Origin of the sequence: Streptomyces endophytica (assembly GCF_026153355.1) — a bacterium.
Lineage (GTDB): Bacteria > Actinomycetota > Actinomycetes > Streptomycetales > Streptomycetaceae > Streptomyces > Streptomyces endophytica.
Genome location: NZ_CP110636.1, coordinates 6,875,103 through 6,901,780, shown reverse-complemented (window position 1 = coordinate 6,901,780; position 26,678 = coordinate 6,875,103). Strand labels below are relative to the sequence as shown.

Below are 26,678 nucleotides of genomic sequence, written 5' to 3'. Positions count from 1 at the left end.
TGTCGCCACGGCACGAAACCCGGGAAGCCGGCCGACCCCTCCACGTCCCGCTGCCAGCCGTCACGTCGGCGACGTGGAACGCGTCCTGATCCGCAGGTACGGGCCCTCGGAAGATGCCGTTCTCCGGGTGCCCGAGGAAGCGTTCGAGGCGCGCTTCGGGTGTCCTCGTCGGCGAGGGAGTACCGTGGTGAGGTACTGCGTCAGACTGCCGCGCAGCTGCGCGGCCGCCATGGTGGGCTTCACGACGGTCCCCCTTGCGTGTCGGTGCCCTTGGATCGATACCACCGTATCGGGACTACTGACAGGTCCTGACGGTGCGTCGGCTCCGCCGATCAGGCGACTTCTTCCACCCCCGCCAGGTCTCCGCGAGTCGCGAAACGACCGGTTTGTTGCCGCCTCGGCCTGTGGAGACATGGCCGCCTGGACCGCGGCCCGCATGATGGCGGGTGCGTCGGACTCGCGGTACCGCGGCTTCCCCAGGTACTTCTCGAGGTGCTCCTTGGCCTTCTCCAGCTTGGCGAGGTCGCGGCGGCAGTCCGCCTCCCGTACCCTCCAGCCCGGTTTGACCTTCGGAAAGGCGTCGGGAAGAGCATCAGCCAGGCTTCGATCTCGTAGGCCGCCCAGCGCCGAGGGCCGAAGGACAGTCCCTGAAGGTCCCCCGCATCTCCTCGGATGATGCGTCTGCGGAGCCTGTCGTAGGCGTCGTCGGCGACACCGTCGAGATCGACGTGTATGACGACACCGGCGAGCCTCGCGGTGTCGGCCTGGGCCACCGCGAACCTCTTGATCTCCTGCAGTCGCGGAGACAGCTTCGACTGGGCGCGGGCCAGCCGGATGGGCCTGCGCATGGAAACCACCTCCGGGCAGGTGCCCGGATGCAGAGCGGGAACGAGGTGCTGGAGCACCTTGCGGTCGTAGTCACCTTCCCCGGCCACCACGATCACCGACCGCTGACGGCCCCGCGCAGGCTTCTGATTCACAGGCCACCCCCAGGGCGCCGGAGTACCAGAGGTCGCCCATCGGCTCGTACTCGGACTTCTCGATAACGCGTTGGGTGTCTTCAGGTCGTCGGGCCGGGATGAGGGAGGCGCCGCTGCGACGGCGCTCGCACACCACGAACTCCTCGGGCTCCAGGTCGTTCACGAAGACCGGCGAGTGCGTGGTCACCAGGAACTGGCTGCGGGTGCTGGCCTCGCGCAGCCGCCCCGCCAGCAGGCTCAACGCGTGCGGGTGGATGCCGTGGTCGATCTCCTCGATGCAGGTGAGGAGCGGCGGCTCCGGATCATGGAAGATCGCGAGCATGCACAGGATGCGGACGGTGCCCCAGGAGGCCTCCGTCAGCGGGGTGCGGCCCCTGAGCCCCTCCTCTTCGAGCTCGACGGCGATATGGCCGGCTCTCCCGGGGGCATCCACCAGGTGGATGTCCCGGATCTGCGGTACCACCGTCCTGACGTCTTCCAACAGCGCTTCCCAGGCGACGCGTTCACCTTCGTCGCCCCTGAGGTCCCGGAGCGTCTTGAGGAAGTCCGCCAGGTTGGCGGCATCGCTGTGCAGGTGCTGCGCCGCGTCGGTGATCGGTGAGGGCTGACGTGCCTTGCGGACGTCCGGATCGAACACCCGGATCTGGGCGAGGTGCCGCCGCACGGCCCCGACCGCGACGGCCGAGGGGCCGTCGTCGGTGGGCAGCAGGCTCGCGTTGTGGAGGGCGGACGCCATCCGCCCGACGGCGACCGGTTCGCTGCCGCCTTCCGCGGCCAGTGTGCTGCGAAGCGTCAGGGAGCCGCTCGCCAGCTCCACCACCGTCTCGGTGTGCTCCGCCGGGTGCTGGGTGAAGTGCTCCCGCCGGTACGTCGTGTAGCGCTCGCGGGATTCGTCCGGTAACCGGGTGCGCGAAACGCTCAACTCGTAGCGGTCCGGCGCGTCTTCCGAGGCGAAGTCCGACCAGATGCCCTCGAAGCCGACGGTGATCCGGGACACCGGTCTCCGGCCGCCCCGGAAGGCCAGGACGTCGAACCCGCCCCGTTCTTCGAGCGCCGGCTCGATGTCCTTGCGCGTCACCTCGCCCAGGAACTCCAGGGCGTGCAGCACATTCGATTTGCCTGCCGCGTTGGGGCCGACCATGACGGTCAAGGGCCCGAGAGGCAGCTTCGTGTCGGTCAGGGTGCGGAAGTTGCGCACCGTCAGACCGAGTATGCGGTGGTTCAAGCCTTGCGCCCATCGTGGAGCAGCCGGGCCGCCGATGACCCGGTGGACTGGTTCGGCGCGCGGCGGACGGGAGTGGCGACGCACAGGACTGAGTGGCACTCAGTTCCCACGCGGGCCGTCCACTTGACGTATCCGACCACCGAGCATCACGAACAGTACATCGTGCGTCACAGCGCTACCAGGAACTTGCACATCTCAGCCAGTGGGACCGAAAGGGCGCTCTTTCCCGGTGCCGTGCCGGCCGCCCACTCTGACGGGGAGGGAAAGCGCGCGGGCAGTGCCGAGGGGGAGCCGCGATGTCCGAACCGTTCTATGTTCCCGTCCTACCCGTCCGGCAGTACGCCAGGACGGCCTACGCACACCTCCGCCCGGACGTACAGGCCGCGACGGCCCCGCTGTGGAACCTTCCGCCGAGTCCCGGCGTGACCCTGGAGGCACTGAGGAACGCCCCTGGCAGAAGGAACTGAACCGGGTGCGGGGAGCGCACCGCCGCCATCCCGGCTGGCTCGACGCCCCGTTCGCCGAGGAGGCACAGATACCGGCGCTTGCGGAGGTCCTCGCCGAGTGCACCGGGCTCTCCCGCCTGCTGCGGCCGGTGACCGGGCCGGAGCGGAGCCGGGCCCAGCAGTCCGCCGCCCTGGAGACCGCCTCCCGCTACGGCTGCGGGGTCGGTGTCCGCGTCCGCGTGCCGGGGGAGTGGGACAGCCGTGCGCCCGAAGCCGTCGAACGGCTCCTGACCCGGGCCGACCCCGAGGTGCCCGTCGATCTGTTTGCTGGACATGGGCGGTGTGCTCCCGGGACGCCCCGACGCGGGCAAGGAGGCGCTGCGAGCCCTGGACGCCCTGCACCCCCTGGCGCCCTGGCGGACCGCCACCGTCCTCGGCGGGGGCTTCCCTCAGGTCACGGACGACCTGCTGGAACTTGGCGAGCTGCACGAAGAGCCGCGCACCGACTGGCAGATGTGGCACGAGGTGCGTGCGAGTGATCGCGACTACCTGGCACGTCTCACCTATGGCGACTACGGCGTGCAGCCGGTCACTGCTCTTGCCCAGGAGCGGGGCGGCGGAGGCCCGCCCTGGGGCGTCCTCCGCTACACCACCGACCACTGGTTCGTGCTGTGCAAGGTGCTGAACGGCGGGCCCGACCGCACGGCGGGCATCCGGGCGGCAGCCGGCCGGATCCGCGACCTGCCCGAGTTCAGGGGAGCCACCGCCAGTGCCGGGGAGACCTGGCTGCGCGACTGCGCAGACGGTCCCCTCACGACCAGTAAAGGCACGGGCCAGGTCGGCGAGTGGCTGCGGACCGGGAACGTCCAGCACTTCACCTACGCCGTCCGGTGCCTTCGCGGGCGCTGACCGGCCGCGTTCCCTTCCACCCCGGGCTTGCACCGGCTCAGCCGAACAACGACTCCAGCGCGTCGGCACCCGCCAGGATCCGCCACGCCGGCACCCGCACCGTCCGGCCCACCTCGCATGTCTTCGCCCCGTGACCGCCGGACGGCAGTCCGGTCAGCAGGTCACCGCGGGCGTGCGTCAGCCGGAGGTGCCGGGCCGGGGCCCGGCCCGGCGGCGGACCGGTGTCGATCAGCACCGCCGTGTTCTCCCCGTCCACCGTGAACAGGAGGTCCACCGGGTGGCCGCCGACCGCCGCCGCGCGCTCCAGCTCGGTGACCCCGCGCCCGGCGAGGTACTGCTGAAGCCGGTCGGTGAGCTCCTCCCGCCACGCCGTTCCCGGGCCGGCCGTACCCTGCACCCCGCCGACGCCGTCCCCGGCGCCCGGGGTGTGGCCACCGCCAGGTGCCGCGCCCAGCGGCACCGAGCGCGCGGCGAGCATCGCCGGCAACCCGCTCTGCCCCTGCCAGAACGCATGGCTGCCCACCGTGATCAGCTGCGACTTGGCACGGGTGACCGCCACGTTCCACAGGTTGACCTGGCTCGCCACCCAGTGCGTCGTCCTCGGCGGGGTGTTCAGCGTGGCCACCGGGCTCAGCACCATCACATCGCGCTGCCCGCCCTGGAACGCGTGCACCGTGCCGACCCGCACCCGGTCGTCGTCGCGCCACACCCGCGCCAGGGCCTCCTTCTGCGCCCGGAACGGCGTCACCACGCCCACCGTCGCGTCCTGCGGCAGCCGCGCGAGCAGGGCGTCCACCACCCGCCGCACGGCACCGGCCTCGGCGGCATTGCGCCAGGACCGCCCGCCACCACCCCGCGCCGACTCGCCACCCGGCACCTCCACCCAGCCCAGCACCGGCGCCGGACCGGCCGACCCCACCGGGTCCAGCGCGGGGATCTGCCGCCGTACGTCGGTGAGCACCTGCAACTGGCCCGCGTAGCAATGCCCGTTGACGACATCGGCGATCTCGGGATGGCACCGGTAGTGCTCGTCGAGCAGCAGGGCGGTGTCACCGTGCTGCGCCGCCGCGTGGTACGCGGAGTACAGGTGGTAGGTGAGCCGGTGGTGCTCCAACTGCGCCGCGCTGAGCCCGGTCCGGACCCGCGCCTGCCGCTCCCCCTGCTGGGCGATGCCTGCGATGTGGGCCAGCTGCATCGGGTCACCGATGATCAGCGCCCGCCGGGCCCGGAAGAGCAGTGGCAGCACCGACGGTACGGAGCACTGGCTGGCCTCGTCGATGACGACGAGGTCGAACAGCTTCGGGGTGAGTTCGAGCTGCCGCACCGAGTGGGTGCTGATCGCCCAGCCCTTGAGGTGCGCCATCAGGTTCCGCTGGCTCCTCTGGAACCCGGACCGCGCCCGGAGCGCCTGGAGCCGCTGTCCCATCAGCCCCCGCGCCCGCGCCAGGACCTCCGCCGACACCGCCCCGGACAGCTCAGCGGACAGCTCCGACAGCGCAGCCGCCGTCTCCAGCCGCGACTGCTTCAGCCCTTCCTCGTCCCATCCGGAGTGCCGCGGTACGAGCTCCCGCAGTCGGCGCTCCACGGCCACCGCGTCCGCCAGGTCCGCCAGCAGCTCCGGCGGTACGGGCCGCCCGGTCGCCCACCCCGGCCACGGCGGGCCGTCGCTCTCCGGGGTACCGTCCGCCGCGACCAGCGCGGCCAGTGCCCGCGCCCTGCGCCACCCGCCGAGCAGCCACCAGCGGGCCCCGGCCGCCTTCCGGGCCCTGCCCTCCCAACGGCCCAGCGCCGCCACGCCGTCCCCGTGCGCCCGCGCCGCCCAGGCACCCTCCAGCAGCGTCAACGGCAGCTCCAGCGCGGCTGCCCGTTCCTCCCGGTCCCGGAGCAGCTCCAGCAGCTGCCCCTCCTCGCCGACCCGACGTTCCGCCTCCGCCTGATGCCCGGCAGCCCGTGCACGGGCGTTGCGCAGTGCCCCGCCCACGGTGGCCGAGCCCCGCCGCGGTGCCTGGGCGGGTTCGCCGAGCAGCCGCTCCAGCTTCTCCGCCTCCCGCTCCAACGCCTCCTTGTTGCCCGTCCGCATCAACAGCCCCGGCGCGATCGCGTCGCAGCGCTCGGCGACGACGTTCACCGCCTCGTTGTTCGTGGACGCGACCAGCACGGACTGTCCCGCGGCGACACAGGTGGCGACGACGGCCGTGACCACTTCGCTCTTGCCCGTGCCGGGCGGCCCGTCGCCACCGTCAGCGCCTGCTTCATCGCGGAGGAGACCACCAGCTCCTGGCTCTCGTTGCACGGCCCCGGCGCCACCACCACGGCCGCGGACTCCGCCGCAGTGTCCGCCGCACCGCCGCTCAGCAGCGCGTCCAGCGCGGTGCCGGGGATCTGCTCGGTCCGCGTCGACATCTGGAGCAGGTTGTCCACCAGCGCCTGCGTGGCGTTCGCCTCCGCAGCCGACGGCACCAGCAGCACCGCCGCGTTGTGCGCGCCGGGCCGCAGCGCCTGCATCACCGTCCGCTCACTGAGCGCGGACGGAACGAGCGGCTCCAGCTCCGGCAGCTCCAGCTCCTCCAGCAACTGCCGTACGGCCTGGAGCATCTGCGCCTCGTTGCCCTCCTGCCAGGTCGGTTGCCAGCGGGCGACGAGGGCGGCCGCATTGTCCGCGTCCAGCAGTTCCGCGAGAACGCCGGTGTGCAGGGACGGCACCCCGGTCGGGCGGAGCACGTCCCGGCCGTTCTCGTCCGGGGCGAGTTCCATCTGCTGGATCAGCAGCGGCGCGAGGTGCACCGGTGTACGGCGCCCCCGGCCGCCTCCCTCGCGCACGGGAAGGGTGACGGCCGGGTAGCCGTACCAGTACTCCTGCTGCGTCGCCCCACCGCCCGCCCTGCCCTGCTTGGCCTGCGGCCGGGGCAGCTGGGTAGGGGCCGGGAAGGTCGCCCCCCGCCCCGACTGGATCGTCTCCTCGCCCCTCCCCAGAAGGAAGTACTCCGAGTCGCGCCCGCCGTCGCGGTCGGGCAGCATGCCGGCCGCCGCCTCGGCGGTGAGGCAGTGCGCGTAGTAGCGCAGCAGCCGCTGCCGGTCCATGCCCTCCCGCGCATCCAGCACGGCCTGTTCCCGGGCCTTCGACTGGGCCGGCGAGAGCGGCGCTGCTCCTGTCCCGCCACCGGGCAGCGCCGGAAGATGGACCGGCCGTGCCACCGACCGCGCGAAGGGCAAGCTCCGGGTGGCCCGGATCGTGGACTTGGTGGGGCGCTGTTCCTCCGGCACGCCGTTGCGCGCCATCTGCGCCGTCAGGTAGTCGAACAGCTCGTCCGGCGAGATCCAGCCGCCGCTCTTGATCCGCCCGTTCCGCAGCCCCTCCACGATCTCGCCGGTGAACCGGGACGTGCCGAGTGTGGACCCGGGCGGCGCCATCGCCGACGCGGTCTGCAGCGCGTCGGAGGCGGTGATGAAGTACACGCCGGTCGGCCGCAGCAGGGTGCTGGGCGCGGGCTTCCGGTCCGTCTCCGGGGCGCCCTTCGAGGTCCAGCCCTGGACGACGGACCCGCTGGAGCAGCAGTCCAGCAGTACGAGCTTCGACGCGGCGCGGCAGGACTGCAACATCCGCTCCAGGAACTCCGCCGGCACCGCCGTGCCCGGCAGGTCCGCCGGATCGGTGTCGCGGGTGAGGAAGTAGAGCTGGTTGTCGTCCTCGCAGAACTCGCCGTGCCCGCTGAAGTACAGCAGCGCCGTCTCGCTCGGCTGCCGCTCCTCCAGGTACGTCTCCACGGCGTGCAACATCTCCGCGCGGGTCGGCTCGGCGACCATCGCGGGTTCGTTGTACATGCCGATCTCGGTGTTCCGCAGCACCGCCTGCATGTAGTGCAGGTCGGCGCGGACGGGCGGCAGATCGGGGTAGGTGTCGCTGTCGTACGTGGACACGCCGATGAGCAGGGCGTACCGGTCGTTGTCGGACATGCGCGCTCAGCCCGCCGCGGTTCCGCTGTCGCCGTCGCCGTCCTCGCCACCACCCGCGAGGAACCGCTCGATCCGCTCGTCGTCCTCGCGGGCCTCCCGCCCGGTGATCTGGAGCGTCGAGCCGTCCGGCCGCCTGACCACAACCGTCCGCTGCGGTACCCGGGCCAACCAGATCTGCACCCCGGAGGCGACCAGCGAACCGGCACTGATCAGCACCCCGACCGTGTCGGCCGACAGCCCGCCCTTGTCCGAGCCACCGGGGGTGCGCTGCCGGGGGATGTCGAGCGCCGCGGCCGGATCGGCGTCGGCGATCTCGGCGAGGAGCTCACGCGCGTCCTTGCGAGCGCGCAAGGCGTCCTCGTCGACGATGGAGATCCGGTACCCGGCAAGGTCGTTGGGCTGGGTGGTCACGGTGCGTTCCCCCGGGTCTTCCGCGGCGTGGACAGGTCGTGCGGCCGCACGACCGTACGGAGCGCCCGAGACTAGTCCGTGGGTCTGACAATGGGCGCCTTCGTTGCCGAAAACCACTGGTCGTTGGCGCGAAAGGAGCTGGCCGGAGGCGGGCGCCACCCCTCCTTCACGTCAGGTGCAGCTCCGCCCACACCGTCTTCCCCGGTGCGCCGACGCGCGGCGAGACTCCCCAACGCGTCGCCATCCGGACGACGATGAGCAGCCCCCACCCCGACTCGGCATCACCCGCCGGCTCCTGGCGGGTCAGCAGCGGTACGCGTTCGGTGCGGGTATCGGTGACCTCGACCCGCAGCCTGCGGTCTGTCGCGGTCAGACGGAGGTGGAAGTCCCGGCCAGGTACATGCCCGTGACGCACGGCGTTCGCGACGAGTTCGGCGGTGATCAGCGTCAGCGTCCCGTTGGCGTGACCGTCGTACGGGTGGCCCCAGGCGTCGAGCCGGTACGACACGAGGCGACGGGCGAGGCGGGCACCGCGCCGCGAGGACGTGAACCGCATCGAGAACTCGGGGTCGGGGGAGGGGTGTTGGGTGTGGTGCACCAGGGGCCGACAGCCTTCCGGGGCGGCGGCTGCTCGGGCGTGCGTCGGCGCCCCGGTGCGGGGGAAATCTCGCTGTTCATGTGGTCCACGCTTCTGCCCTGCACCTAGCGTGACGAGGTGTGACGCGCACACGGGCAGTTGCTGTAAGTGGCCCGTCTGCGCCTGTAGGCGGGGCGGAGCGTGACGGTCGACGCAGGGCCGTGTTGGCCGGTGGAGGTGATACGGGATGAACGACCCGACGGGTCAGGAGGACGGCGACGCTTTCGGGCGCGGGGACGGACAACAGCCGGAACCGGGAGCGGAAGCGGGACCGGGATCGGACCCGGGGGCGGAACCGGAGGCCGGCTCGGGCATTCTGCGGGTATTCGGGCGGCAGTTGAAGCGGTGCCGGTTGCGGGCGGGCCTGGAGCGCACGGAGTTCGCCGCGATGGTCGGCTACTCGGTGTCCACGATCGCCGCCTACGAGCAGGGGCGGCGGATCCCGCAGCCTCGGCTCATCGACCAGGCGGACGAGGTGCTGGACGCGGGCGGGGTCCTCCTGGAGATGAAGGAGGAGGTCGCTCGGGCGCAGTATCCGGCGTTCTTCCGGGATGCGGCGCGGTTGGAGACCGAGGCGGTGGAGCTGCATGTGTACGCGAACCAGGCGGCTCCCGGGTTGCTGCAGACGGAGGAGTATGCGCGGACTGTGTTCCGGATGTGGCGACCTCTTGCGGAAGAGGAGATCATCGAGCAGCGCCTTACAGCGCGCCTGGCGAGGCAGGAAATCTTTGCGCGTCGTCCACGCCCGCATCTGAGCTTCGTCATCGAGGAGGCCGTGCTGCACCGGCGTATCGGGGGTCGACAGATCTGGCGGGGGCAGTTGGAACAGATCCTCCTGACTGGTCAGGCCCGCAACGTTGACATTCAGGTGATGCCGCTCAGTCGTGGCGAGCACGCTGGTCTCGCCGGCCCTTTCACCTTGATGGAAGTCAAGGATGGGCGGAGGATCGCCTACACGGAGGTGCAGAGCGACAGCCGTCTGCATACGGAACGAAACAAGGTACGGGAGTTGGAAGCCACCTACGGCTGCCTTCGTGCCCAGGCTCTCACTCCGCAGGAGTCACTGGCCTTGGTTGAGAGACTGCTTGGAGAGGAATGAGCGTGGACACGTCGGGGAAGCAGATCGAGGAACTTGCCTGGTTCAAGAGCAGCTACAGCGCTGGAGACGGTGGCGAGTGCATCGAGGTTGCCATGGAGTGGCCCAGGTCCAGCTACAGCACCGGTAGCAGCGGAGAGTGCGTCGAGGCGGTCGCTTGCCCTCAGGTCGTCCGTGTCCGGGACTCTAAGGACATAGCCCGCCCCGGGCTTGCGGTCGGTGCTGCCACCTGGATGGCGTTCGTCAGCTTCGCCGTCCGGTAGATGCGTGTGCTGGTCGGGCGCTGACGGTCTGCCCCTGACAGCGTGCCAGGGGCAGACTTGATTCAGGCCGCTCTCGCTACGCACGGACGCCTGAGGTGGGCGCAGTCCAGCGCCCAGCAGCGATCTCTGTGTCCAGCCGCGTCTGGAAGTGCGCGTGTGCCGCTCTCATCTCCGCCTCACGATCCGCCTTGTAGAAGGGGGCCTGGTAGCCGTCCGGGGGTGGGGTGTGCTCCGGGTCTTCCAGGTGGGCGAGGAGATCGAGGTAGTCCTGCTTGGTCTGGCCATGGCCGTAGGTGTTGAAGTCGCCTGCGATCTTGCGGCCGTTGGCGTCGAAGTAGGTCGCCGACTCGTAGTCGTACAGCTGCGGGTAGTGGGACTTGAAGATCGCTGCTAGTTGGTCGGCGGTGATGCCCAGCCAGACGGCAACCAGCGCGTCGAGTTCGACGAGGGCGGCCCGCCGCTCGTGTTCGGTGCGAAGGGGAGTGCCGTACTCCCAGGATGGCTTGAGGCCAGCAGCGAGCGGCTTCAGGCGGGGCCAATGGCGATTGGCCCAGTCCTCGTAGCCTGCCCACTTGGGATCGAACAGTTCCGCCCAGAGGGGAGCGTAGTGGGTAGTGAGGGCGTTCAGGCGGAGGGTGCGGAGGAGGAGAGCGGGGGCTAGGGGGTGTGCCGGGTTGGGGGCGGGCATCTTGCGGGCCTCGCTAGTCTGCAGGCTGGAGCGACCCGTCGTTCGTAGCAGATAGTCCAGGGGAAGAGCTGCCCAGAATCCTGCGTTCAGGGCGGTGAGTCGATTGTTTTCCAGGGCCATGGAGTGCACGGTGTTTACGTGGATAGGACCAGGAGGGATGAGGGCGGCTTGAAGGCTGCGGCTGGTATTGAAGGGAACCATCCTTCGCCACGCCACCCTGAAATACGAAGCGGATGGTTTTCCGAGCCAACTTTGTTGACGCGTGAGGTACGTTGCCTCGTCGGTGGATCGAACGTAGTTGCTTACTGGGACGTATGTCTCGGTAAGTTCAGTGAGGACGAGAGAGTTCCAGTCCCTGTTGCTCCGGCAAGGGATTCTCGGCTCCTTAGAGAAAGGGAGCGCCGAGGCGAAGTGCGGCCCTTGGAGGATAGCGTCAGCCAATTCGGAGACAGCCTGATTGCCCCAGCGGATTATCCCCTCCTTCTTGGCAGCACCCTCATCGAACCCAATGGTAATTAGCGGACGATATACGTCGAGTGTTTCGGGATAGGCGGCTAGTGCCTCAATCGCGCCTTGCTCACTTACCACAATTGGGTAGAGGAGAGGAGTTTGCGAAGCTTCGCCTGTTGAACCGCTCAGAGCGTGCCAACTCGTGAGCAAAGTTGCGTCAAGGTGAACCACGCGTTCGCGGTGTGGTCGGATGTCCCATGAGCCGTTGTGCTTGATTCCGGGCGTTGCGCCTTTTCCGTCATGGGCCAGCGAGGCAGGCAGGACCTCCGCGTCGCGGAGCTGGCTGAGGTGCAGGAAGTCAGGCTCCTGTGCTGTGCCGTAAATATGCATCCCGAACTGCTGGGCACGGTCTAGGTCTTCGAACGCCCAGTTTGCTGAGTTCACAAAGTGTGCGTGAATCCGAAGGTGTCGATACGCGGCGGCACGGATGAGGCCCTCGTGCACGCCACTGAGATGTGTGTCCGGGTGGAGAAGACCCGCGCTGCCGCCTAGCCTCATGTGCCGCCACACCTGAACCATGAACGCGCGGTAGAGGTCGCCCTTCGTTCCCACAAGCAATGGATAGGTAAGTGGACTGCGCAGCGTGGCCGCGACCCCCGCGTTCGCAGCCAGCTCGTCTAGGAAGTATGCCTTGTTGCCGTCTGATGTCCTGAGAACTTCTTCCTTACGTAGGCGCCACTCTGCCGCGCTCGGCTTCTCAGTCAGCGTAAACCATGGCTCGCGCTCCGCGAGGACTTGATCCTCGTGCCACTGAGGCTGGACCCACGGCGGATTCCCCACCTGCAGATCAAACCCACCCCGCGCAAAAATCTGCGCGAACTCCAACTCCCAATGGAAGAAACCCTGTTCCTCGGCGACGTCCTTTGCGACCGTCATCCAGAGGAACCGCGGAACCAGCTGATAGGACCGGTCCATGCCCATCCAGCCGGGCAATTCCTCCTCATAGGCGTAAAGATCGGCCAGTGTCTCGAAGGTCGACACCAGCGACTCCCCCGGCACATCCTGCGTGCCCAACAGCGCCTCCGCGAAGTCGAGCCAGTCGTCCAGGTTCGCCAGTGGGATGACGGGCCGACGCTGCCCCTTGACCTGTTCCACGCGGCGGCCGGTGCGGCGGCGGGAGAGTGAGTCGCGGGTCAGGGTCATCTGCTGTGGCTCGGCGCCGAAGCCGGGGAGGGCGTCCGCCTCCCAGGTCATCAGGACGCCGGAATCTTCGTCTGCGGCCTCAGCCTCAGCCCCCGCCTCGGACTCACCCGCGAGGCCGAGCTCCGCAGTCGTCACGCCCGCCGCTTCGAACTCCGCCGCACGTTCCGCCAGCGCCTCCGCCCGTGCGTACTGCTCATGCGTACCGTTCAGCAGCGAGGCCTCCTGGACCGGCCAGAACCACAGCGCGCACCAGGTGTCCATGAGCGTCTTGAGCCGCCAGTACGGGGTGTCCTCCGCGTGCAGATCGCCGAGCACCTTCTCCCGCTGCACAGCGACCTCCGGCCGGCGCAGCCAGTCGTCCTCCGCGCCCCAGACGCCGATCCGCCGGGAGATGTCCCGCTCGGACAGCTCCAGCCGTTGTACGACCAGTCCCCACAGGTACTCGGCCCGTCGGGCCAGTCCCTGAAGGCGGGCCGTCTGCTTGGTTGTTGGCGACTTGGTGATCGCCTTCCGCCAAGTGCCCAGCGCCTTCGCGGCCTCCGGCGCGAGCGCCTTCGCCTCCTTCTCGGCCGCGACCGCGCCCCACTCCTTCGCGGGCAGCAGGAAGTGGTGCACCGCCCCCTCCGGCAGCGGCTCACCGGCGAGCGCGTCCGCCAGCGGGAAGCGCTCGGGGGTCGTGCCGAGCCAGCCGCCCTTCTTCAGCCGGTCGGCGGGGTACACCTCACGCCGCCCGCCGATCAGCGAGTTGCCGCGCCGCAGGTGCAGGCCGAACCAGGGAGCTTCCATGCCCGGGTGCATGGTGTTGAGCCACAGGGAGACCTCGGCCAGCTCCACGGCCGTCTCGTTGAGGTCCACGCCGTAGGAGTTGTGCAGGGCGATGTACGCCTTGACCTTCTGGAGCTCGACGGCGTGCTGCTCGGTGTCGATCGACTGCCCCAACTCACCCTGGCGGCGCCGCAGGTACTCGGCGGCCACCTGGTTGATCGCCTCGTTGAGGAACGCGCCGGAGCCGAGCGCCGGCTCGCAGATCTTCCAGTTCAGCAGCTCCCGCGCCGCGGTCTCCGTGCCGTCCTGGTCCAGGCGGTGCTGGAGGGCCAGCTGCACGGTGACCTTCGTCAGCGACTCGGGCGTGTAGTAGGAGGCCGAGGTCTGGCGGTCGCGGCAGGACAGGCGGTAGACGAACGAGCCCGGGGCGTGCCGCACCCGCTCGTCCTCGCCCGTGTGCTTGTCGCGCCGCTTGATGAACACCCGGTCCGGGTACTCGTCGATCTTCGACTTGGGCACCAGCCAGGAGCCATCCTTCGGGTCGCCGCCCTTGGCGACCTCGTACAGCTCCTCGCCCGCGATGAAGCCGCTGTAGGACATCAGGCCCTCGTACACCGCGCCGAGCTGGTTGATGCCGAGCTGCGCGTAGGAGATGAAGCCGCCGCGCTCGCCCTTCTTCCCGCGCGTGATCATCAAGCGGTGCAGTACCTCGTACAGCGTGGCGTTGCGCAGCCGCGTGTCGAGGTAGCGGACGGACTCGCCCCGGGCGAGGGCCTCGTCGGAGTCGTGGCGCGGGTCGGGGAGGGTATCGGCCCCGATCAGGCGGATCGACTCCGGCTCGAACAGCGTGCTGTGCAGCGGCTCGAAGCGCAGGCCGACGTCCTCGCTGGTCTTCGCATCGACGGGGGCGCTTTCCACGCCGTGGGTGCGGCGGGGGCGGTACCCGTCCTGCACCTTGCGGAACAGCAGGTCCAGGGACTCGTACAGATAGAAGCCCGCGCGGGCCTTCTCGCCGACCGGCTGCCGGTCGGCGATCAGCTCGCCGAGCCGGCCCAGCCCGTACCCCTGCTGGTACTCGGGGTAGTCGGCCGGCAGGATGCCCAGCTCGGGGCGGGCCTCGGCGTACAGCAGGAACAGGACGCGGTAGAGGTAGCGGAGTGATTCGCGGGTCAACTGGCGCCCTAGATCGGCGAGTTCGCCGAGGTCTTCGGGGCGGACGCCCTGATTGCGCAGGCGGGCCAGTACCTCGTTGGCGATCAGTTCGACGCTTGTCCGCAGGCCGTCGCGCAGTTCGCCGGAGACGCCCACCGCGTGCTTCGCGGACTTGCCGACGAGCTCGGCGAGGGGGTTCTCGCCGCCCTCTTCGGGGGTGCGCAGTGAGTCGGCGCCGAACAGCGCGGCCACGGTGTCGAGTTCGCCGCCCGCCCTGGTGTCGTTGCGCTGCAACGCCGTGTCCAGGGAGACCGCGAGGTAGCGGCCCTCGCCCCACACCGCGCGGTCGGCGAGCACGGTCACCCCGCCGCCGAGCAGCAGTACGTACCGCGGCGGCCCCTCGCAGGCGAACAGGAACGAGGCCAGCTTCGCGCCCGTGGTCAGGGTGGTCGAGGGGTCGAGTACGACCTCCTCCAGCAGGCGCCCGCGGCCCGCCGAGTCGAGGGCCGCGTCCGGTTCGGCGGCCCATCCGCAGTCGAGCGCGACCAGGCCCTTCTCGGCGTGCGCGACCGGGATCTCGTACGGCTGCTTGGCGCGCTCCACCGTGAGGGTGCGGGGCTTGGCGTCGTACCCGAGGGCGCGCAGTACCTCCGCATTGAGGGTCCGCACCCGCTCGCGCCAGTCCGGGGAGCCGTACGTCAGGGTGTCGTCGTCGGTGTCGCGTACGGCGATGATGCCGTCCTCGTCCTCGGGGAGGGCGAAGAAGGAGCGGGCCCGGAAGTAGGGGCGGCGCAGTTCCCGCAGCCCCGCCCGGGGCGTCACGGGAAGTTCACCGCCACCGGGGACGGCCGCCTCGGGCTCACCGGGCTCGGGGGTGTCGCCGGTCCGCGCGGCGGGCTTGGCGGCCTCCTCGCGTTCCTTCCAGGCTTGGAGCAGGCCGGACTTGAGGTCCTTGGGCAGCACCTCGGCCAGGTAGTGGGCCGAGAAGTAGTCGCCGCGGTTGACCAGGGAGTCGTACGTCATGAGGGCTTCTCTCAGCGGGTCACGGGGGTGGAGAGCCACCAGACGGCGGGCAAGGACAGCGGTGGGGGACCGAGGGTGACGAGCGGCGGACCGTCATCGCCCCGCCCGCGGTCGGGGTCGGGCAGCAGCACCGCCAGGACCCGCAGCAGCGGCCGTCCGGTCGTCAGCAGGGAGTCGGCGAGGTCGGCCAGCCGCTCCTTGGTGCGCTCCCCGGCGAGCGTCGGCTGGTGCCAGGTGGCAAGGCGGCGCTTGTACTCGGCGATGGGCTCGCGCAGTGGCTCGTCCCAGGCGTCGCGGCGCTCGTCGAGGAACGTCTCCGCCGTGCGCAGGATGTCGGGAAGGGCCTCGTGCAGCGGCTCGGGGTCGCGGAAGTGGCGCTTGTTGGCCGTGTGCGGGCCGAGCCCGCAGCGGCGCAGCAACGACACCATGTCGTCGTCGACCGCACCCGCGCGCGTCACGCCCATCCACTTGACGACGGTGGGCCTGCCGAGCGTGTTCGAGTACACGCCCTGCACGAGGAAGACCGGCTCCGTCACATTCGCGGTGATCATGGGGGCCTCCTGGCGGCCCATGCCGACGAGGACCTTGTCGGTGAGCCACTCGACCACCGGATGCAGGTCGGTGAGCAGCGAAATCTCCGGCCAGCTGGAGCTGGACGACTCCCGGGCCCGCTGGAGGGAGTGCTCGGCGAGGCGGCGGTTGAAGGTGACCAGGAGCCGTTCGCGCAGCCGCTGCTCACGGAGGTAGTCCATGGGCAGGGCCTTGAGGCGGTGGACGAGGTCCGAGGGCGGGCGGAAGGAGAGCAGACCGGACTGCGGGTCGCGGTCCAGCTCCAGCCGCGAGTGGGCGTCGGGTACACCTCGCCCAGCGCCTCGTCCAGGAAGTGCGCGGTGGAGTCGAAGAGGCGGGGGAGCACGGCCGACGCGACGGTGCCTGCGGACCCCGTCGAAGCGGTGCCCGGTGCGGGCGGCGACGCGGAGTTCTTCGAACCGGCGGCGTCCGCCGACCCGGCCTGGGCCGCTGGGTGCGCCGGCGCCTCCGGTTCCGCACCGACCGAGCCGAAGAAGTCCGCGAGGAAGTCGTCCATTCCCGCGTCCCCGCCGTCTCCGCCGGAGCGGTGGGAGTCCAGGGACTCGTCCACCGACTTCCCCCGCAACAGGTCCTGGATGAGGGACTTCTCCTCCGCCTCCGCCCGGTACAGGCCGGTCACGGCCTCCGCCGTGCCCAGCGAGCGGTGCGCCTGGCCCTCCCGGTCCAGCAGCCGCTCGGCGACCACCGTGTCGTCCTTGGCGCCGTCGACCTCACTGGTGAGGATCAGCGCGCGGAACTGCGGCGGCCGAGCCTGCCCGTACCGGTCGATGCGGCCGTTGCGCTGCTCGATGCGGATCAGCGACCACGGCACGTCGTAATGGACCAGCTGGTGGCACTGGCGGTGCAGGTTGACGCCCTCGGAGGCGACATCGCCGGTCAACAGTACCCGTACGGACGTGTCGGCCAGGCCGAAGTCCTCCACGCAGGCCATCTGTTGCTCGTCGGAGAGGCCGCCGTGCATGACCCGGACGCAGTCGCGGGCCGCCCGCCCCTTGAACCCCAGCGCGGCCGGGAGCACGTCGGCCAGCCACTGGAGGGTCTGGACGCGCTCGGAGAACACCACGACCCGCGCATCGGAGTGCGGGCCGACACCGATGTCCTCCTTGAGCTGCTGCACCAGGGCGGCGAACTTCGACGAGTCGGCCTCCCTGAGATCGGCGGCCAGCTCCGACAGCCGTTGCAGGGCTGCCAGTTCGTCGGCGGTGCCGCGCGGGTCGTCCTTCTTCTCCAACGTCTTGATGCGCGCAGAGACGGTGGCCTTCAGCGCCGCGTGGGACGACAGGAACGACTTCAGCAGGGTGTACGGGAAGAGGGGGACCGGGCTCACCGACGGACTACCGTCGCGAGGCAGCCAGACGGACGCCAGCTCCTCGAAGATCTTCTCCTCGGCGGGCGTCGCCGGGCAATGCACCGACCGGGACGGGCCGCGGTCCGCCCACTGGCCCTTCATCTGCTCGCGGACCTCGGGGCTGACCTTCGTCCGGCGGATGAACAGGTGCCTGATGTCGTCGGCGCGGTAGCGCTCCGGGTCCCGGATCGCCGCCGGGTCCAACAGGCCGATCAACTCGGCGAACGACCGCGCGTCGCCATTGTGGGGGGTGGCGGAGGCCAGGATCAGGGCGTCGGTGCGGGGGGCGAGGATCTGCGCGAGCTGGTTGCGTAGTGAGCCGCGGTTGATCAGGTTGTGGGACTCGTCGATGACGACCGCGTCCCAGCGGATCTGCTCCAGGTGGTGCCGGTACTGGTCGGTGTTCTTGAGGGTGTCGACGGAGATGATGACCCGCTTGAAGGAGTGGAAGGGGTTGCGGCCCGCCGGGATCTCCCGCTGGATCCGCTCGATGCCGACCGAGTCCAGCCGCACCAGCGGGATGGAGAACCTCGTCCACAGTTCGTGCTGGAACTGCTCCAGCACGTGCTGCGGGGTGACGACGAGGATGCGCTCGCCCCGGCCGCGACGGATCAGTTCGGCGAGCGTCAGGCCGATCTCCAGGGTCTTGCCCAGTCCCACCACGTCGGCGATCAGCAGGCGGGGGCGGAGGTTTGCTCCGGACAGGGCGAGTTCGGCGGGGCGCCGCTGGTAGGGCAGGGAGTCCAGCAGGAAGGAGTCGGCCAGGGCAAGGCGGCGCTCGGACTGGGGCAACGCGGTGCGGCGCAACACCGCCTCCAGGAACAGGCGGGAGCGCCGGTAGTTCGGTGAGTCGTCCGGGACCAGCCGGGTGTCACGGGGGTCCAGCAGTTCGATGCGGTCCAGGCCCGAGAAGAACACGGCCTCCTGGTCGCGTACGAACTCCGACACGCCGACGACGTCGAGCCGGGTGCCGTCGTCCGTCGTCGGGGTGGAGCTTCTGACCAGCCACTCCTCGTCCCGTACGAGGACCTGAGCACCGGCAGGGTACTGCTCCCGCACCGTCCGGTCCGCGGTGGCGCCGCTGTGCTCTGCGCTGGTCTGGACGGCGGTCACTCATGGCCTCCTGGGGCGGTTCGGGTCTTAGGGGGCGGGGTCCTTCACCGGGCCCGGTCAGTATCGCGGGCCAGCGGGGCGTGGGGGATCAGACAGGGCGTAGGGGATCAGAAGGGCGTACTGGCGGCGTAGGCCTCGCGCAGCCGCTGTGCGGTGATCCGGACCTGCGCGCTGTGCAGCAGTGAGCGCCGTCCGGAGCGACCATGGTCCTTGCTGCGCGCGGCGGGCCGTGCGGTGGTCTGTGGGCGCGCCGCACTGGATGCTTCCGCTTCGCCCGGGCCTTCTGCGGGCGTCGCATTGGGAGAGTCCGCGGACAGGCTGCCGGGCGCGGCAGGGGGCGACACCAGCGGTTGTGGTGACGGCGGGGCCAGTACCGGTGGCTGCGGTCGGCCGGGCGGGGCGTCGGCCGGAACGTCCGCCGTGTCCGAGTGGCCCTTCGCGGAACTCCCGGCCCGGGAGGCGCCGAGCAGCTCGTCCAGGAAGTGCTCCGGAGCGGCCGTGTAGCTGGTGAGACGGCGTCGGGCCTGGGCGACCTTCAGCCCTGGGCCTCGATCAGCCCCCGGCACCGGCGCACCACGTCGTCGAGCGGGGGGCGGTCCTGCGCCCGATGGGTCAGCATCGCCGTCAGCAGCGGCACCAGCTCCGCCGGTGTCCCTGACAGATCCGGTGCGGTGCCGGCATCGATGACCTGGTGGAACAGCACATGGACATTGTCGGCACGGTAGGGGAGGTGGCCCGAGGCGGCGAACAACAGCACGGCGCCCAGTGCGTACACGTCGACCGCCGGGGTCAGCGGCTTCGCACCGTTGGCCTGCTCTGGCGGCATGCAGGAAGGGGTGCCAACGACCGTGTGGGGAGCGGTCAGTGACGCGCTCGACTCGGCGAACACCGCGAGCCCGAAGTCGATGATCTTCGGGCCGTTGGGGCCGAGGAGCACATTGGCGGGCTTGAGATCGCGGTGCAGCAGACCCTGTTTGTGCACGGTCGCCAGCCCCTCGGCGAGCGTCGCTCCCAGCGAGGCGGTGAGCAGGGCGGGCAGCGGGCCGTGACGGCCTACGTGCCTGCTCAGGTCCAGCCCCTCGATGTACTCGGTGGCCAGCCACGGCCGATCCGCCTCCGGGTCGGCATCCAACAGGCCCGCGATCCGTCCGCCGTACACCGTCTTGAGGATCTCCACTTCCTGCGCGAACCGCTGCCGCGTCTCGGAGTCCACGACGGACGGCTTGATCACCTTGACCGCTGCTGGCTCCCCGCCCGGTGACTCGCCAAGGAACACCTGGCCCATGCCGCCGTGCCCGATCCTGCCGAGCAGCTCGTACCCGCCCAGTTCGTCGGGGTCCTCGGGGCTGAGGGGCGCAATGTGCACGTGAGGCCTCTCTTTCGGGGACAGGGGCCGTGGTGGGATGACGCTGCCCGTCACACGCTAGACCACTTCTGGAACGTGGGTAACGGTCTGTGTGGCTGCTGTCGCAAGGGCTATGCGTAGACGAAGTCAGGCTGCGTCGTTCATGACAACTGTGGCCCCTCATCCGGCCTTTGTGGTCACCTCGACCAATTTGAGACTGGGGTCGCCTACCGTCCCTGCCCCATCCCGCTGGACATGCACGCCTTCAGACAAGCACCGCCACCTGTACGCACTCGGCGACGACCGATCCGGCGGCTGCGGTGAAGTGACCTGCGGGTGCACGCCGACGCGCTCCTTCGCACGCGACCAGAGTTACCTGAACGCGGTGACCGTGACCGACGTCTGCGCCGAATGGATCACGGCAAGAGTCCGGGGAGGCGGAGCGTACGGAGTCGAGCTCGCGCGTGCGACCCGGTCCGCCGACGCACTGGGCATCTACCGGCGCTTGGCGGACTCTCTCCAGCAGCAGACCGGCAACCCGATCTGCGAACAGCTGACCGGCCTGCTGCTTGGCATGCGTGATGGCCACCGCTGTCTGGGCACAGAAGCGGAGTTCACCGCATTCCTCACCGCCCTGCGCGCCGGCCAGAGGCGGGAGCGGAACCTGCTGCGGACCCTGGACGCGCACGGTCTCTGAGTCCCCTCGGCTGGCGGGGTGCGGCCCGTACACGCCCTGCCGGCGTGCTGGACATGCCCATACGGAATGCATGGTGAGAGCGACGTGAGGTATGTGGCCAGCGTCTCTTTGGCTATTTCGGCGCGGCTTCGCAACGTTTCGGTACCCCGTTCCGCATCGCATTCCGGCGGCCCCTCGGAGCGGAAAGGTTCCATGGCTCACACTTCCCAACTCGGCGCGTCCAACGGCGAATTGATGACCAGGGCAACCACCCCCTCTGACCTCCCTCTATAGCTCCCAGTAAGCACCGACGCACCGGTCGTTTTTTTGCTCAATGGTGAACGGGGAGCCGGGAGTTCGGAGGTGATTCGGGCTTACAGTCCTGTTTGACCGGCTCGACGACATTGTTCTGAGGCGAGAGACGTTCTCTGAAGGAACGGGGGATCACGGTGCTGGAGGCAGGGCAGTTAGCGCAGGTGAACGGCCAGGTGCAGGTGAATGGCCGGGAGCAGGTGAGCGGTCAACGGGAGCAGGCGAGCAGTCCGCGGGAGGCGAACGGTCAAGAGCAGGCAAACGGTCAAGGGAAGGCGAGGGAGCGGGAGCGGGCGGCCGAGCGGGAGCACGGCGACGACCGGAGGGGCGGTAGCGGGAGTGTTCACGGGGCCGGTGGTGGGAGTTTTCACGGTCAGGGGCACGGTGGAGGTCTTCATGCCTCCTATGAGAGCGCTCACGGGCACGGCGGGAGCGTGCACGCGTACCGGGCGCCGGGTGCGCCGGGGGTGCCGGGCGAGTCGTTAGCCCGGCCCGTGGTGCGGGTCATGTTGGTGGCGGAGCAGTCGGTGACGCGGGCCGGGTTGCGGTCGATATTGACCGCGGCGCCGGAGTTGCGGGTGGTCGCCAGTTTCGGGAATCCGAAGAAGGCCGTCGAGGCGTCGCGCGAGGAGCAGCCCGAGGTCATCCTCGTCGGTACGAGGGAAGGGCTGACCGCGGATGCGGCGGCCGCGCAGAAGCTGGTGTCGGTGAACGGTGCGCCGGGGGCGAAGGCGATACTGCTGCACCCCGCGGAGACGAGCGTGGAGGTCTCCCAGGTCCTCACGGGGGGCGTGCACGGGTGTATCGATCCGGCGGTGGATGAGGAGCAGATCATTCGCGCGGTGACGACCGTGGCGCTGGGCGGTGCGGTGTTCCTGCCGGCGCCCAAGGTGCAGCCGGTCGAGCTGACGCTGGCGATCGACGGGCCCAGTCCGGCCGAGGCCAGTCTGACCGAGCGGGAGCGGGCGGTGCTCGGCAAGCTCGCGCGGGGGCTGAGCAACGCGGAGATCGCCACGGAGCTGTTCCTGGCGGAGGCCACCGTCAAGAAGCATCTGACGCAGGCCATGCGGAAGATCGGGCAGCCGGACCGGTTGCGGGCCGGGCTGTACGCCTACCAGCACGGGGTATTTGGGTAGTTGACCGTTGGCGTGGTGGGCGTCCGAGGGGCGCGCCTGGGCGACCATCGGAGCGGCTGCCGGTGACGATCGGGGGACCGGCCCGCAGCCGGACAGGCTGCGGGCCGGGCCGTACGGCTACCCGCACGCCGTTTTCGGGTGGTTGGCGATGACTGGGTGGCACCTGGAGGCGGTCCGGCGGGCGACCATTGGAGCAGGGGCCGGTGACGATCGAGGAACCGCAAGTCTCCGAAGGTGTGTTCTGTCAGGTGTCAACCAGCGGTTAATTTTGTTTCGCTCTTTCGGTTCGGCCGGCCGCCCGATATAGGCGACCGGTGGGCCGTATCTCGCCATACAAACAGCGGGGGTCCCGTTGAGCGACTACACCGTCAACCATGTCGAATTCCATGTCGGGGATGCCCGGCAAGCCGCCTATTACTACCGCACCGCATTCGGGTTCGAAACGTTAGCCGAAGGGGGTCCGGAAACCGGGCTCGCGGACCGCAGGTCCATTCTTCTCGGACAGGGGGGCATTCGCCTCCTGATGACCTCCGATCTGACCGCCGACGGGCCGGTGGCCCGCTATGTGGCGCGCCACGGTGACGGCGTGGCCAATATCGCGCTGCGGACCGGGGACGCCGAGGGCGTGTTCCGGCGGGCCGTCGAGAACGGGGCGGAGGTGGTGGCCGAGCCGGCCGAGGTCGCGTACGAGGACGGCTCCGTAGCCGTGTCCGCCGCGGTCAGGGCGTTCGGGGACACCGTGCACACCTTCGTGCAGTACGCGGACGCGGACCGGCAGTTGCCGCATCCCCGGCTGCGGTGGACGGGTCCGGAGGCCGGCGGGCAGGCCGCCGGCGAAGCGCAGCTGCATTCGCTCGACCATTTCGCCGTTTGCCTTCCGGCCGGTGAACTCGCCAAAACCGTGGCCTTTTACGAAAAGGGTCTCGGATTCGACGAGGCATTCGAGGAGTTCATCGAGGTCGGGGACCAGGCGATGGAATCCAAGGTGGTCCGCAGCCCGTCCGGGGCCGTCACCTTCACATTCCTGGAGCCCGATGTGCGGCGTAAGCCGGGGCAGATCGACACCTTCCTCGACGCGCACGGCGGTGCCGGCGTACAGCATCTGGCATTCGGTACGTCGGATATCGCCGCCGCCGTGCCGCACATCGCCGCGCAGGGGGTGGAATTCCTGCACACACCCGCCACGTACTACGACGCGGTGGAGGGCCGGGTCGGCTCCCTCGGGGGCGACCTGGAGGTGCTGCGCGACCTGTGCGTGCTCGCCGACCGCGACGACTGGGGGCTGCTGTACCAGATCTTCACCCGCTCGCCGCACGCCCGCGGCACGTTCTTCCTCGAACTCATCGAGCGGCGCGGCGCGCAGACCTTCGGCAGCGGCAACATCAAGGGCCTCTACGAGGCGGTCGAGCGGGCCCAGGCCCTCACCGGCGCTCAATGACTGACACCGGCACCGATCCAGTCAACGGTACCGATCCAGTCACTGACACCGGTCAAGTCACTGGCACCGGCACCGGTCCAGTCACCGGCCCTGCCACCGCCACTGACACCGACTCCGCCACCGACGCCGGTCACGACCCCCGGCCGCTGACCGTCGGCGGGTACGCCGCGCTCGCCAAGGACCGGCTGCCCGCCGCGACATGGCACTACTTCCAGGGCGGCGCCGGTACGGAGAGCACCGTTCGGGCCAACCGCGCCGCGTACCGTCAGGTCCGCCTCCGGCCCCGGGTGCTGGCCGATGTCTCCCGGTGTGATCTGTCGACCACGGTGCTGGGGGACCCCATCGGCGCACCCCTGGGTGTCGCGCCGATGGCGTACCACCAACTGGCCTGCGCGGAGGGCGAAGTGGCCACCGTGCGGGCCGCCGGTGGGCCGGGGCTGCGGGTTCCGACCCTCGTCAGCATCTTCGCCAGCCGGACCTTCGAGGACCTCGCCGCCGAGGCCACCGGACCGCTCTGGCTACAGCTCTACTGGCTGCACCGGCGGGACGTGCTGCGCACGGTGGTGCGGCGCGCGGAGGCCGCCGGGTTCCGCGCGCTGGTGCTCACCGTGGACACCCCGCGGCTCGGCAGGCGGCTGCGCGAGGTGCGGCACGGCTTCCACCTGCCCCCGGGCATCGCCGCCCGCAACCTGGACGGCGAGGTCACCGGATTCCTGCACGACCGGCAGGACGGCAGCTCGGCCCTGGCCCGGCACGCCGACGCCTTCATCGACCCCTCGCTGAGCTGGTCCGACCTGGACTGGCTGCGGGAGCAGACCCGGCTGCCGCTCGTCCTCAAGGGCGTCCTCACCGCCGAGGACGCGGCCCGCGCCGCCGGGCTCGGCATCGACGGGATCGTGGTGTCCAACCACGGGGGCCGCCAACTCGACGGCGCCGTCGCCACGTTGGACGCGCTGCCGGAGGTCGTGGCGGCGGTCGGCGGCCGCTGCCCGGTGTTCCTCGACGGGGGCATCCGGCACGGGACCGACGTGCTGAAGGCGCTGGCGCTGGGCGCCCGGGCGGTCTTCGTCGGCAGACCCGTGCTGTGGGGACTGGCCGCCGGCGGAGAGGCCGGGGCGCGCGAGGTGCTCACCCTGCTGCGGGACGAACTGGAGGACGCCATGGCGCTGGCCGGCCGACCCTCCCTCGCCGCCCTCGGCCCGGAGCTGCTGGCCCACGGCCCGGCCGCGGCGGCACCGAACGAATCGTACGAGGACCCGGATCTTCGGAAAGGACCATGATGACCACCGAGCCGTTCCAGCTCAGCGACCACGACCGGGCGTTGCTGCCCACCGACGACGACGTGCAGTTCTACCAGGAGCACGGCTGGTACCTGTCGAAGAAGCTGCTGACCGACGACGAGGTCGACACGCTCGTGGAGGCCAGTGAGCGGTTCTACGCCGGTCACCGGGACCGGACCCTTCCGGTCCGGCCGCCGCGGCTGGCGTACTGGGAGCCGGAGAAGGGCGACGTCCACCGGCACAACGACTACATCTTCTACGAGGACGACACGATCCGGAGCATCCTGTCCAAGCCGCTCATCGGGGCGGTCGCCGCGCGCATCGCGGAGACCAGCCAGATACGGCTGTGGAACAGCACCCTGATCTACAAGCCGCCGCGTCCCGAGGACGAGGGCAACATCGTGCCCTGGCACTTCGACCGGCACTACTGGCAGACCTGCACCTCCGACGAGATGCTGACCGCCTTCATCCCCTTCCACGACTGTGACGAGGAGATGGGCACCATCACCATGGTCGACGGCAGCCACCGGTGGAAGGAGATCGGCGGCAACGACGCGACCACCAAGCACTTCGCCGAGCGGGACCGTTCCGAACTCGACGAGATGCTGGAGGAGAACGCCGCCTTCAACAACGAGACGGTCCGCAAGGTGCCCGTCGTCATCCCGAAGGGGCACATCAGCTTCCACCACTGCCGCACGTACCACGGCAGCGGGCTCAACCGCAGCGACCGGCCGCGCCGGGCGGTCTCGTTCCACCTGCAGGACCGCACGAACCAGTGGCGGCCGTTCGAGATCTCCACCGGCGAGCGGGTCGTCTACAACAACGACGTCCTCGTCCGCAAGGACGCCAACGGCAACCCCGACTACCAGGACCCGGACTTCTGCCCGGTGCTCTGGCAGGAGCAGGCGTAATGCCGCGGCCCGGACCGGACGCCGAGCTCAGGCCGGCCGATCTGCACGCGTCCCTCTCGGACCCGCTGCTTGAGGTGATGAACTTCCTCAACGAGGTCACGCTGCGGTACCCCGACGCGATCTCGTTCGGTCCGGGCCGCCCCTACGACGGGTTCTTCGAGGTGGACCGGATCGGCGGCTACCTCGACACCTACACGCGCCACCTGGAGCAGGACCTCGGCCGCTCACCCGAGGAGGTGCGCACCGCGCTGTTCCAGTACGGGCGCACCAACGGCCAGATCCACGACCTGGTGGCCCGGACGATCGCGCACGACGAGGGGATCCACACCGACCCGTCGGCCGTCGTGGTCACCGTCGGCTGCCAGGAGGCGATGCTCCTGGTCCTGCGGGCGCTGATCGCCGGCCCGGACGACGTCCTGCTGGTCACCGACCCCGGCTACGTCGGCATCACGGGCGCCGCGCGGCTGCTGGACGCCGCGACCGTCCCGGTGCCCGAGGACGACACCGGCCTGGACCTCGACGCGCTGCGCGCCACCGTCCGGGAGCTCCGCGCCCGGGGCAAGCGGCCGCGCGCGGTGTACGTGATCCCGGACTTCGCCAATCCCTCCGGGGCGTCCATGCCCACCGGGAAGCGGCACGCGCTGCTCGATCTCGCGGCGGAGGAGGACCTGTTGCTGCTGGAGGACAACCCGTACGGGTTCTTCAGCCGCACCGGGGAGCAGCGGCCCACCCTGAAGTCCCTGGACACCCGGCACCGGGTGATCTACTTCGGCTCGTTCGCCAAGACCTGCTTCCCAGGGGCCCGGGTCGGCTACGTCATCGCCGACCAGCCGGTCATCGGTGAGAACGGCGAGCGCACCCTGCTCGCCGACGAACTGTCCAAGATCAAGAGCATGGTCACGGTGAACACCCCGGCGATCGCCCAGGCGGCCATCGGGGGCATGCTCCTCGCCCACGGGTGCCGGCTGCGCGACGCCAACAAGGACCTCATCGAGTTCTACCGCGGCAACATGGAGGCGCTGCTGGCCGCCCTCGCGCGCCACCTGCCGCAGGACCGGTGGGAGGTGCGGTGGAACGTGCCGGACGGCGGGTTCTTCCTCGTCCTGACCCTGCCGTTCGCCGTCGACAACGCCTTCCTGGAGGAGTCGGCCCGCGACCACGGCGTCATCTGGACCCCGATGAGCTACTTCTACCTGGGCGACGGTGGAGAGCGGCAACTACGGCTGTCTGCCAGCTACTTGACGCCCGAGCGGATCGAGGAAGGGGTGCGCCGGCTCGCCGCGCACATCATCCAGCGGATCACCCGGGGACAGTAGATGACCGCGA

The 26,678-nt window shown here is 70.0% G+C and carries 18 protein-coding genes and 2 pseudogenes; 11 read left to right on the top strand and 9 right to left on the bottom strand.

The features are described 5' to 3' along the window. Nucleotides 1-918: 918 nt before the first annotated feature. Nucleotides 919-2,205 carry an AAA family ATPase gene (locus OJ254_RS30715; protein ID WP_265364992.1) on the bottom strand — a complete coding sequence of 429 codons (1,287 nt, stop codon included), beginning with the start codon at nucleotides 2,203-2,205 and terminating at the stop codon, nucleotides 919-921. Nucleotides 2,206-2,501: 296 nt separating this feature from the next. Here OJ254_RS30715 and OJ254_RS31845 point away from each other — a divergent pair, with 296 nt between their 5' ends. From OJ254_RS31845 to OJ254_RS30705, 3 genes and pseudogenes are all read left to right on the top strand, one after another. Further along, a complete protein-coding gene (locus tag OJ254_RS31845; RefSeq protein ID WP_423835988.1) occupies nucleotides 2,502-2,672 on the top strand; it encodes a beta family protein in 171 nt (56 codons plus the stop codon). Then, nucleotides 2,603-2,917 (top strand): annotated as a pseudogene (locus OJ254_RS31840) (beta family protein); the annotation flags it as partial. The gene OJ254_RS31845 and the pseudogene OJ254_RS31840, both read left to right, overlap by 70 nt. Before the next feature lie 67 nt (nucleotides 2,918-2,984). Beyond that, nucleotides 2,985-3,560: a beta family protein gene (locus tag OJ254_RS30705; RefSeq protein ID WP_265364991.1), complete on the top strand. Its 576-nt coding sequence runs from the start codon at nucleotides 2,985-2,987 to the stop codon at nucleotides 3,558-3,560. Nucleotides 3,561-3,597: 37 nt separating this feature from the next. Here the strand turns inward: OJ254_RS30705 and OJ254_RS30700 are convergent, their stop codons facing one another. The 4 genes from OJ254_RS30700 to OJ254_RS30685 form a co-directional block, all read right to left on the bottom strand. Further along, nucleotides 3,598-5,718, bottom strand: coding sequence for a DEAD/DEAH box helicase (locus OJ254_RS30700; RefSeq protein WP_341483763.1), 2,121 nt, complete (start codon nucleotides 5,716-5,718; stop codon nucleotides 3,598-3,600). Then, nucleotides 5,685-7,514 (bottom strand): caspase family protein, encoded by a 1,830-nt coding sequence (locus OJ254_RS30695; protein WP_265364989.1) that lies wholly within the window; start codon nucleotides 7,512-7,514, stop codon nucleotides 5,685-5,687. Before OJ254_RS30695 ends, OJ254_RS30700 begins: the two co-directional genes overlap by 34 nt. 6 nt (nucleotides 7,515-7,520) lie before the next feature. Further along, entirely contained in the window at nucleotides 7,521-7,925 is a 405-nt protein-coding gene (locus OJ254_RS30690) for an effector-associated constant component EACC1 (protein ID WP_265364988.1), read from the bottom strand. 166 nt (nucleotides 7,926-8,091) lie between these two features. Next, complete coding sequence (locus OJ254_RS30685; RefSeq protein WP_265364987.1) at nucleotides 8,092-8,523, bottom strand: ATP-binding protein; 432 nt, start codon at nucleotides 8,521-8,523, stop codon at nucleotides 8,092-8,094. Between the two features lie 226 nt (nucleotides 8,524-8,749). Here OJ254_RS30685 and OJ254_RS30680 point away from each other — a divergent pair, with 226 nt between their 5' ends. Continuing rightward, nucleotides 8,750-9,661, top strand: coding sequence for a helix-turn-helix domain-containing protein (locus OJ254_RS30680; RefSeq protein ID WP_265364986.1), 912 nt, complete (start codon nucleotides 8,750-8,752; stop codon nucleotides 9,659-9,661). Continuing rightward, complete coding sequence (locus OJ254_RS30675; RefSeq protein ID WP_265364985.1) at nucleotides 9,658-9,921, top strand: DUF397 domain-containing protein; 264 nt, start codon at nucleotides 9,658-9,660, stop codon at nucleotides 9,919-9,921. Before OJ254_RS30680 ends, OJ254_RS30675 begins: the two co-directional genes overlap by 4 nt. A 76-nt stretch (nucleotides 9,922-9,997) precedes the next feature. Here the strand turns inward: OJ254_RS30675 and OJ254_RS30670 are convergent, their stop codons facing one another. From OJ254_RS30670 to OJ254_RS30655, 4 genes and pseudogenes are all read right to left on the bottom strand, one after another. Continuing rightward, nucleotides 9,998-15,202: an Eco57I restriction-modification methylase domain-containing protein gene (locus OJ254_RS30670; protein WP_265364984.1), complete on the bottom strand. Its 5,205-nt coding sequence runs from the start codon at nucleotides 15,200-15,202 to the stop codon at nucleotides 9,998-10,000. 11 nt (nucleotides 15,203-15,213) lie between these two features. Then, nucleotides 15,214-18,254, bottom strand: a pseudogene (locus OJ254_RS30665) (helicase-related protein). 107 nt (nucleotides 18,255-18,361) lie between these two features. After that, on the bottom strand, nucleotides 18,362-18,820 hold the full coding sequence (locus tag OJ254_RS30660) for a hypothetical protein (RefSeq protein WP_265364983.1): 459 nt from the start codon (nucleotides 18,818-18,820) through the stop codon (nucleotides 18,362-18,364). Next, the gene (locus OJ254_RS30655) at nucleotides 18,790-19,620 is read right to left on the bottom strand and encodes a serine/threonine-protein kinase (RefSeq protein WP_265364982.1); all 831 of its coding nucleotides are present in this window, start codon (nucleotides 19,618-19,620) and stop codon (nucleotides 18,790-18,792) included. Before OJ254_RS30655 ends, OJ254_RS30660 begins: the two co-directional genes overlap by 31 nt. Before the next feature lie 364 nt (nucleotides 19,621-19,984). Here OJ254_RS30655 and OJ254_RS30650 point away from each other — a divergent pair, with 364 nt between their 5' ends. From OJ254_RS30650 to OJ254_RS30625, 6 genes are all read left to right on the top strand, one after another. Continuing rightward, on the top strand, nucleotides 19,985-20,296 hold the full coding sequence (locus tag OJ254_RS30650) for a hypothetical protein (protein WP_265364981.1): 312 nt from the start codon (nucleotides 19,985-19,987) through the stop codon (nucleotides 20,294-20,296). A 797-nt stretch (nucleotides 20,297-21,093) separates the two neighbouring features. Then, nucleotides 21,094-21,723, top strand: a complete 630-nt coding sequence (locus OJ254_RS30645; protein ID WP_265364980.1) for a response regulator transcription factor — start codon at nucleotides 21,094-21,096, stop codon at nucleotides 21,721-21,723. A gap of 352 nt (nucleotides 21,724-22,075) precedes the next feature. Next, complete coding sequence (gene hppD / locus OJ254_RS30640) at nucleotides 22,076-23,161, top strand: 4-hydroxyphenylpyruvate dioxygenase (RefSeq protein WP_265364979.1); 1,086 nt, start codon at nucleotides 22,076-22,078, stop codon at nucleotides 23,159-23,161. After that, nucleotides 23,158-24,441 (top strand): alpha-hydroxy acid oxidase, encoded by a 1,284-nt coding sequence (locus OJ254_RS30635; protein WP_265364978.1) that lies wholly within the window; start codon nucleotides 23,158-23,160, stop codon nucleotides 24,439-24,441. The genes hppD and OJ254_RS30635 overlap by 4 nt, the downstream gene beginning before the upstream one ends. Then, nucleotides 24,438-25,352, top strand: coding sequence for a phytanoyl-CoA dioxygenase family protein (locus OJ254_RS30630; protein WP_341483762.1), 915 nt, complete (start codon nucleotides 24,438-24,440; stop codon nucleotides 25,350-25,352). The genes OJ254_RS30635 and OJ254_RS30630 overlap by 4 nt, the downstream gene beginning before the upstream one ends. Further along, nucleotides 25,352-26,668: an aminotransferase-like domain-containing protein gene (locus tag OJ254_RS30625; RefSeq protein WP_265364977.1), complete on the top strand. Its 1,317-nt coding sequence runs from the start codon at nucleotides 25,352-25,354 to the stop codon at nucleotides 26,666-26,668. The genes OJ254_RS30630 and OJ254_RS30625 overlap by 1 nt, the downstream gene beginning before the upstream one ends. The last annotated feature ends 10 nt before the right edge of the window (nucleotides 26,669-26,678 follow it).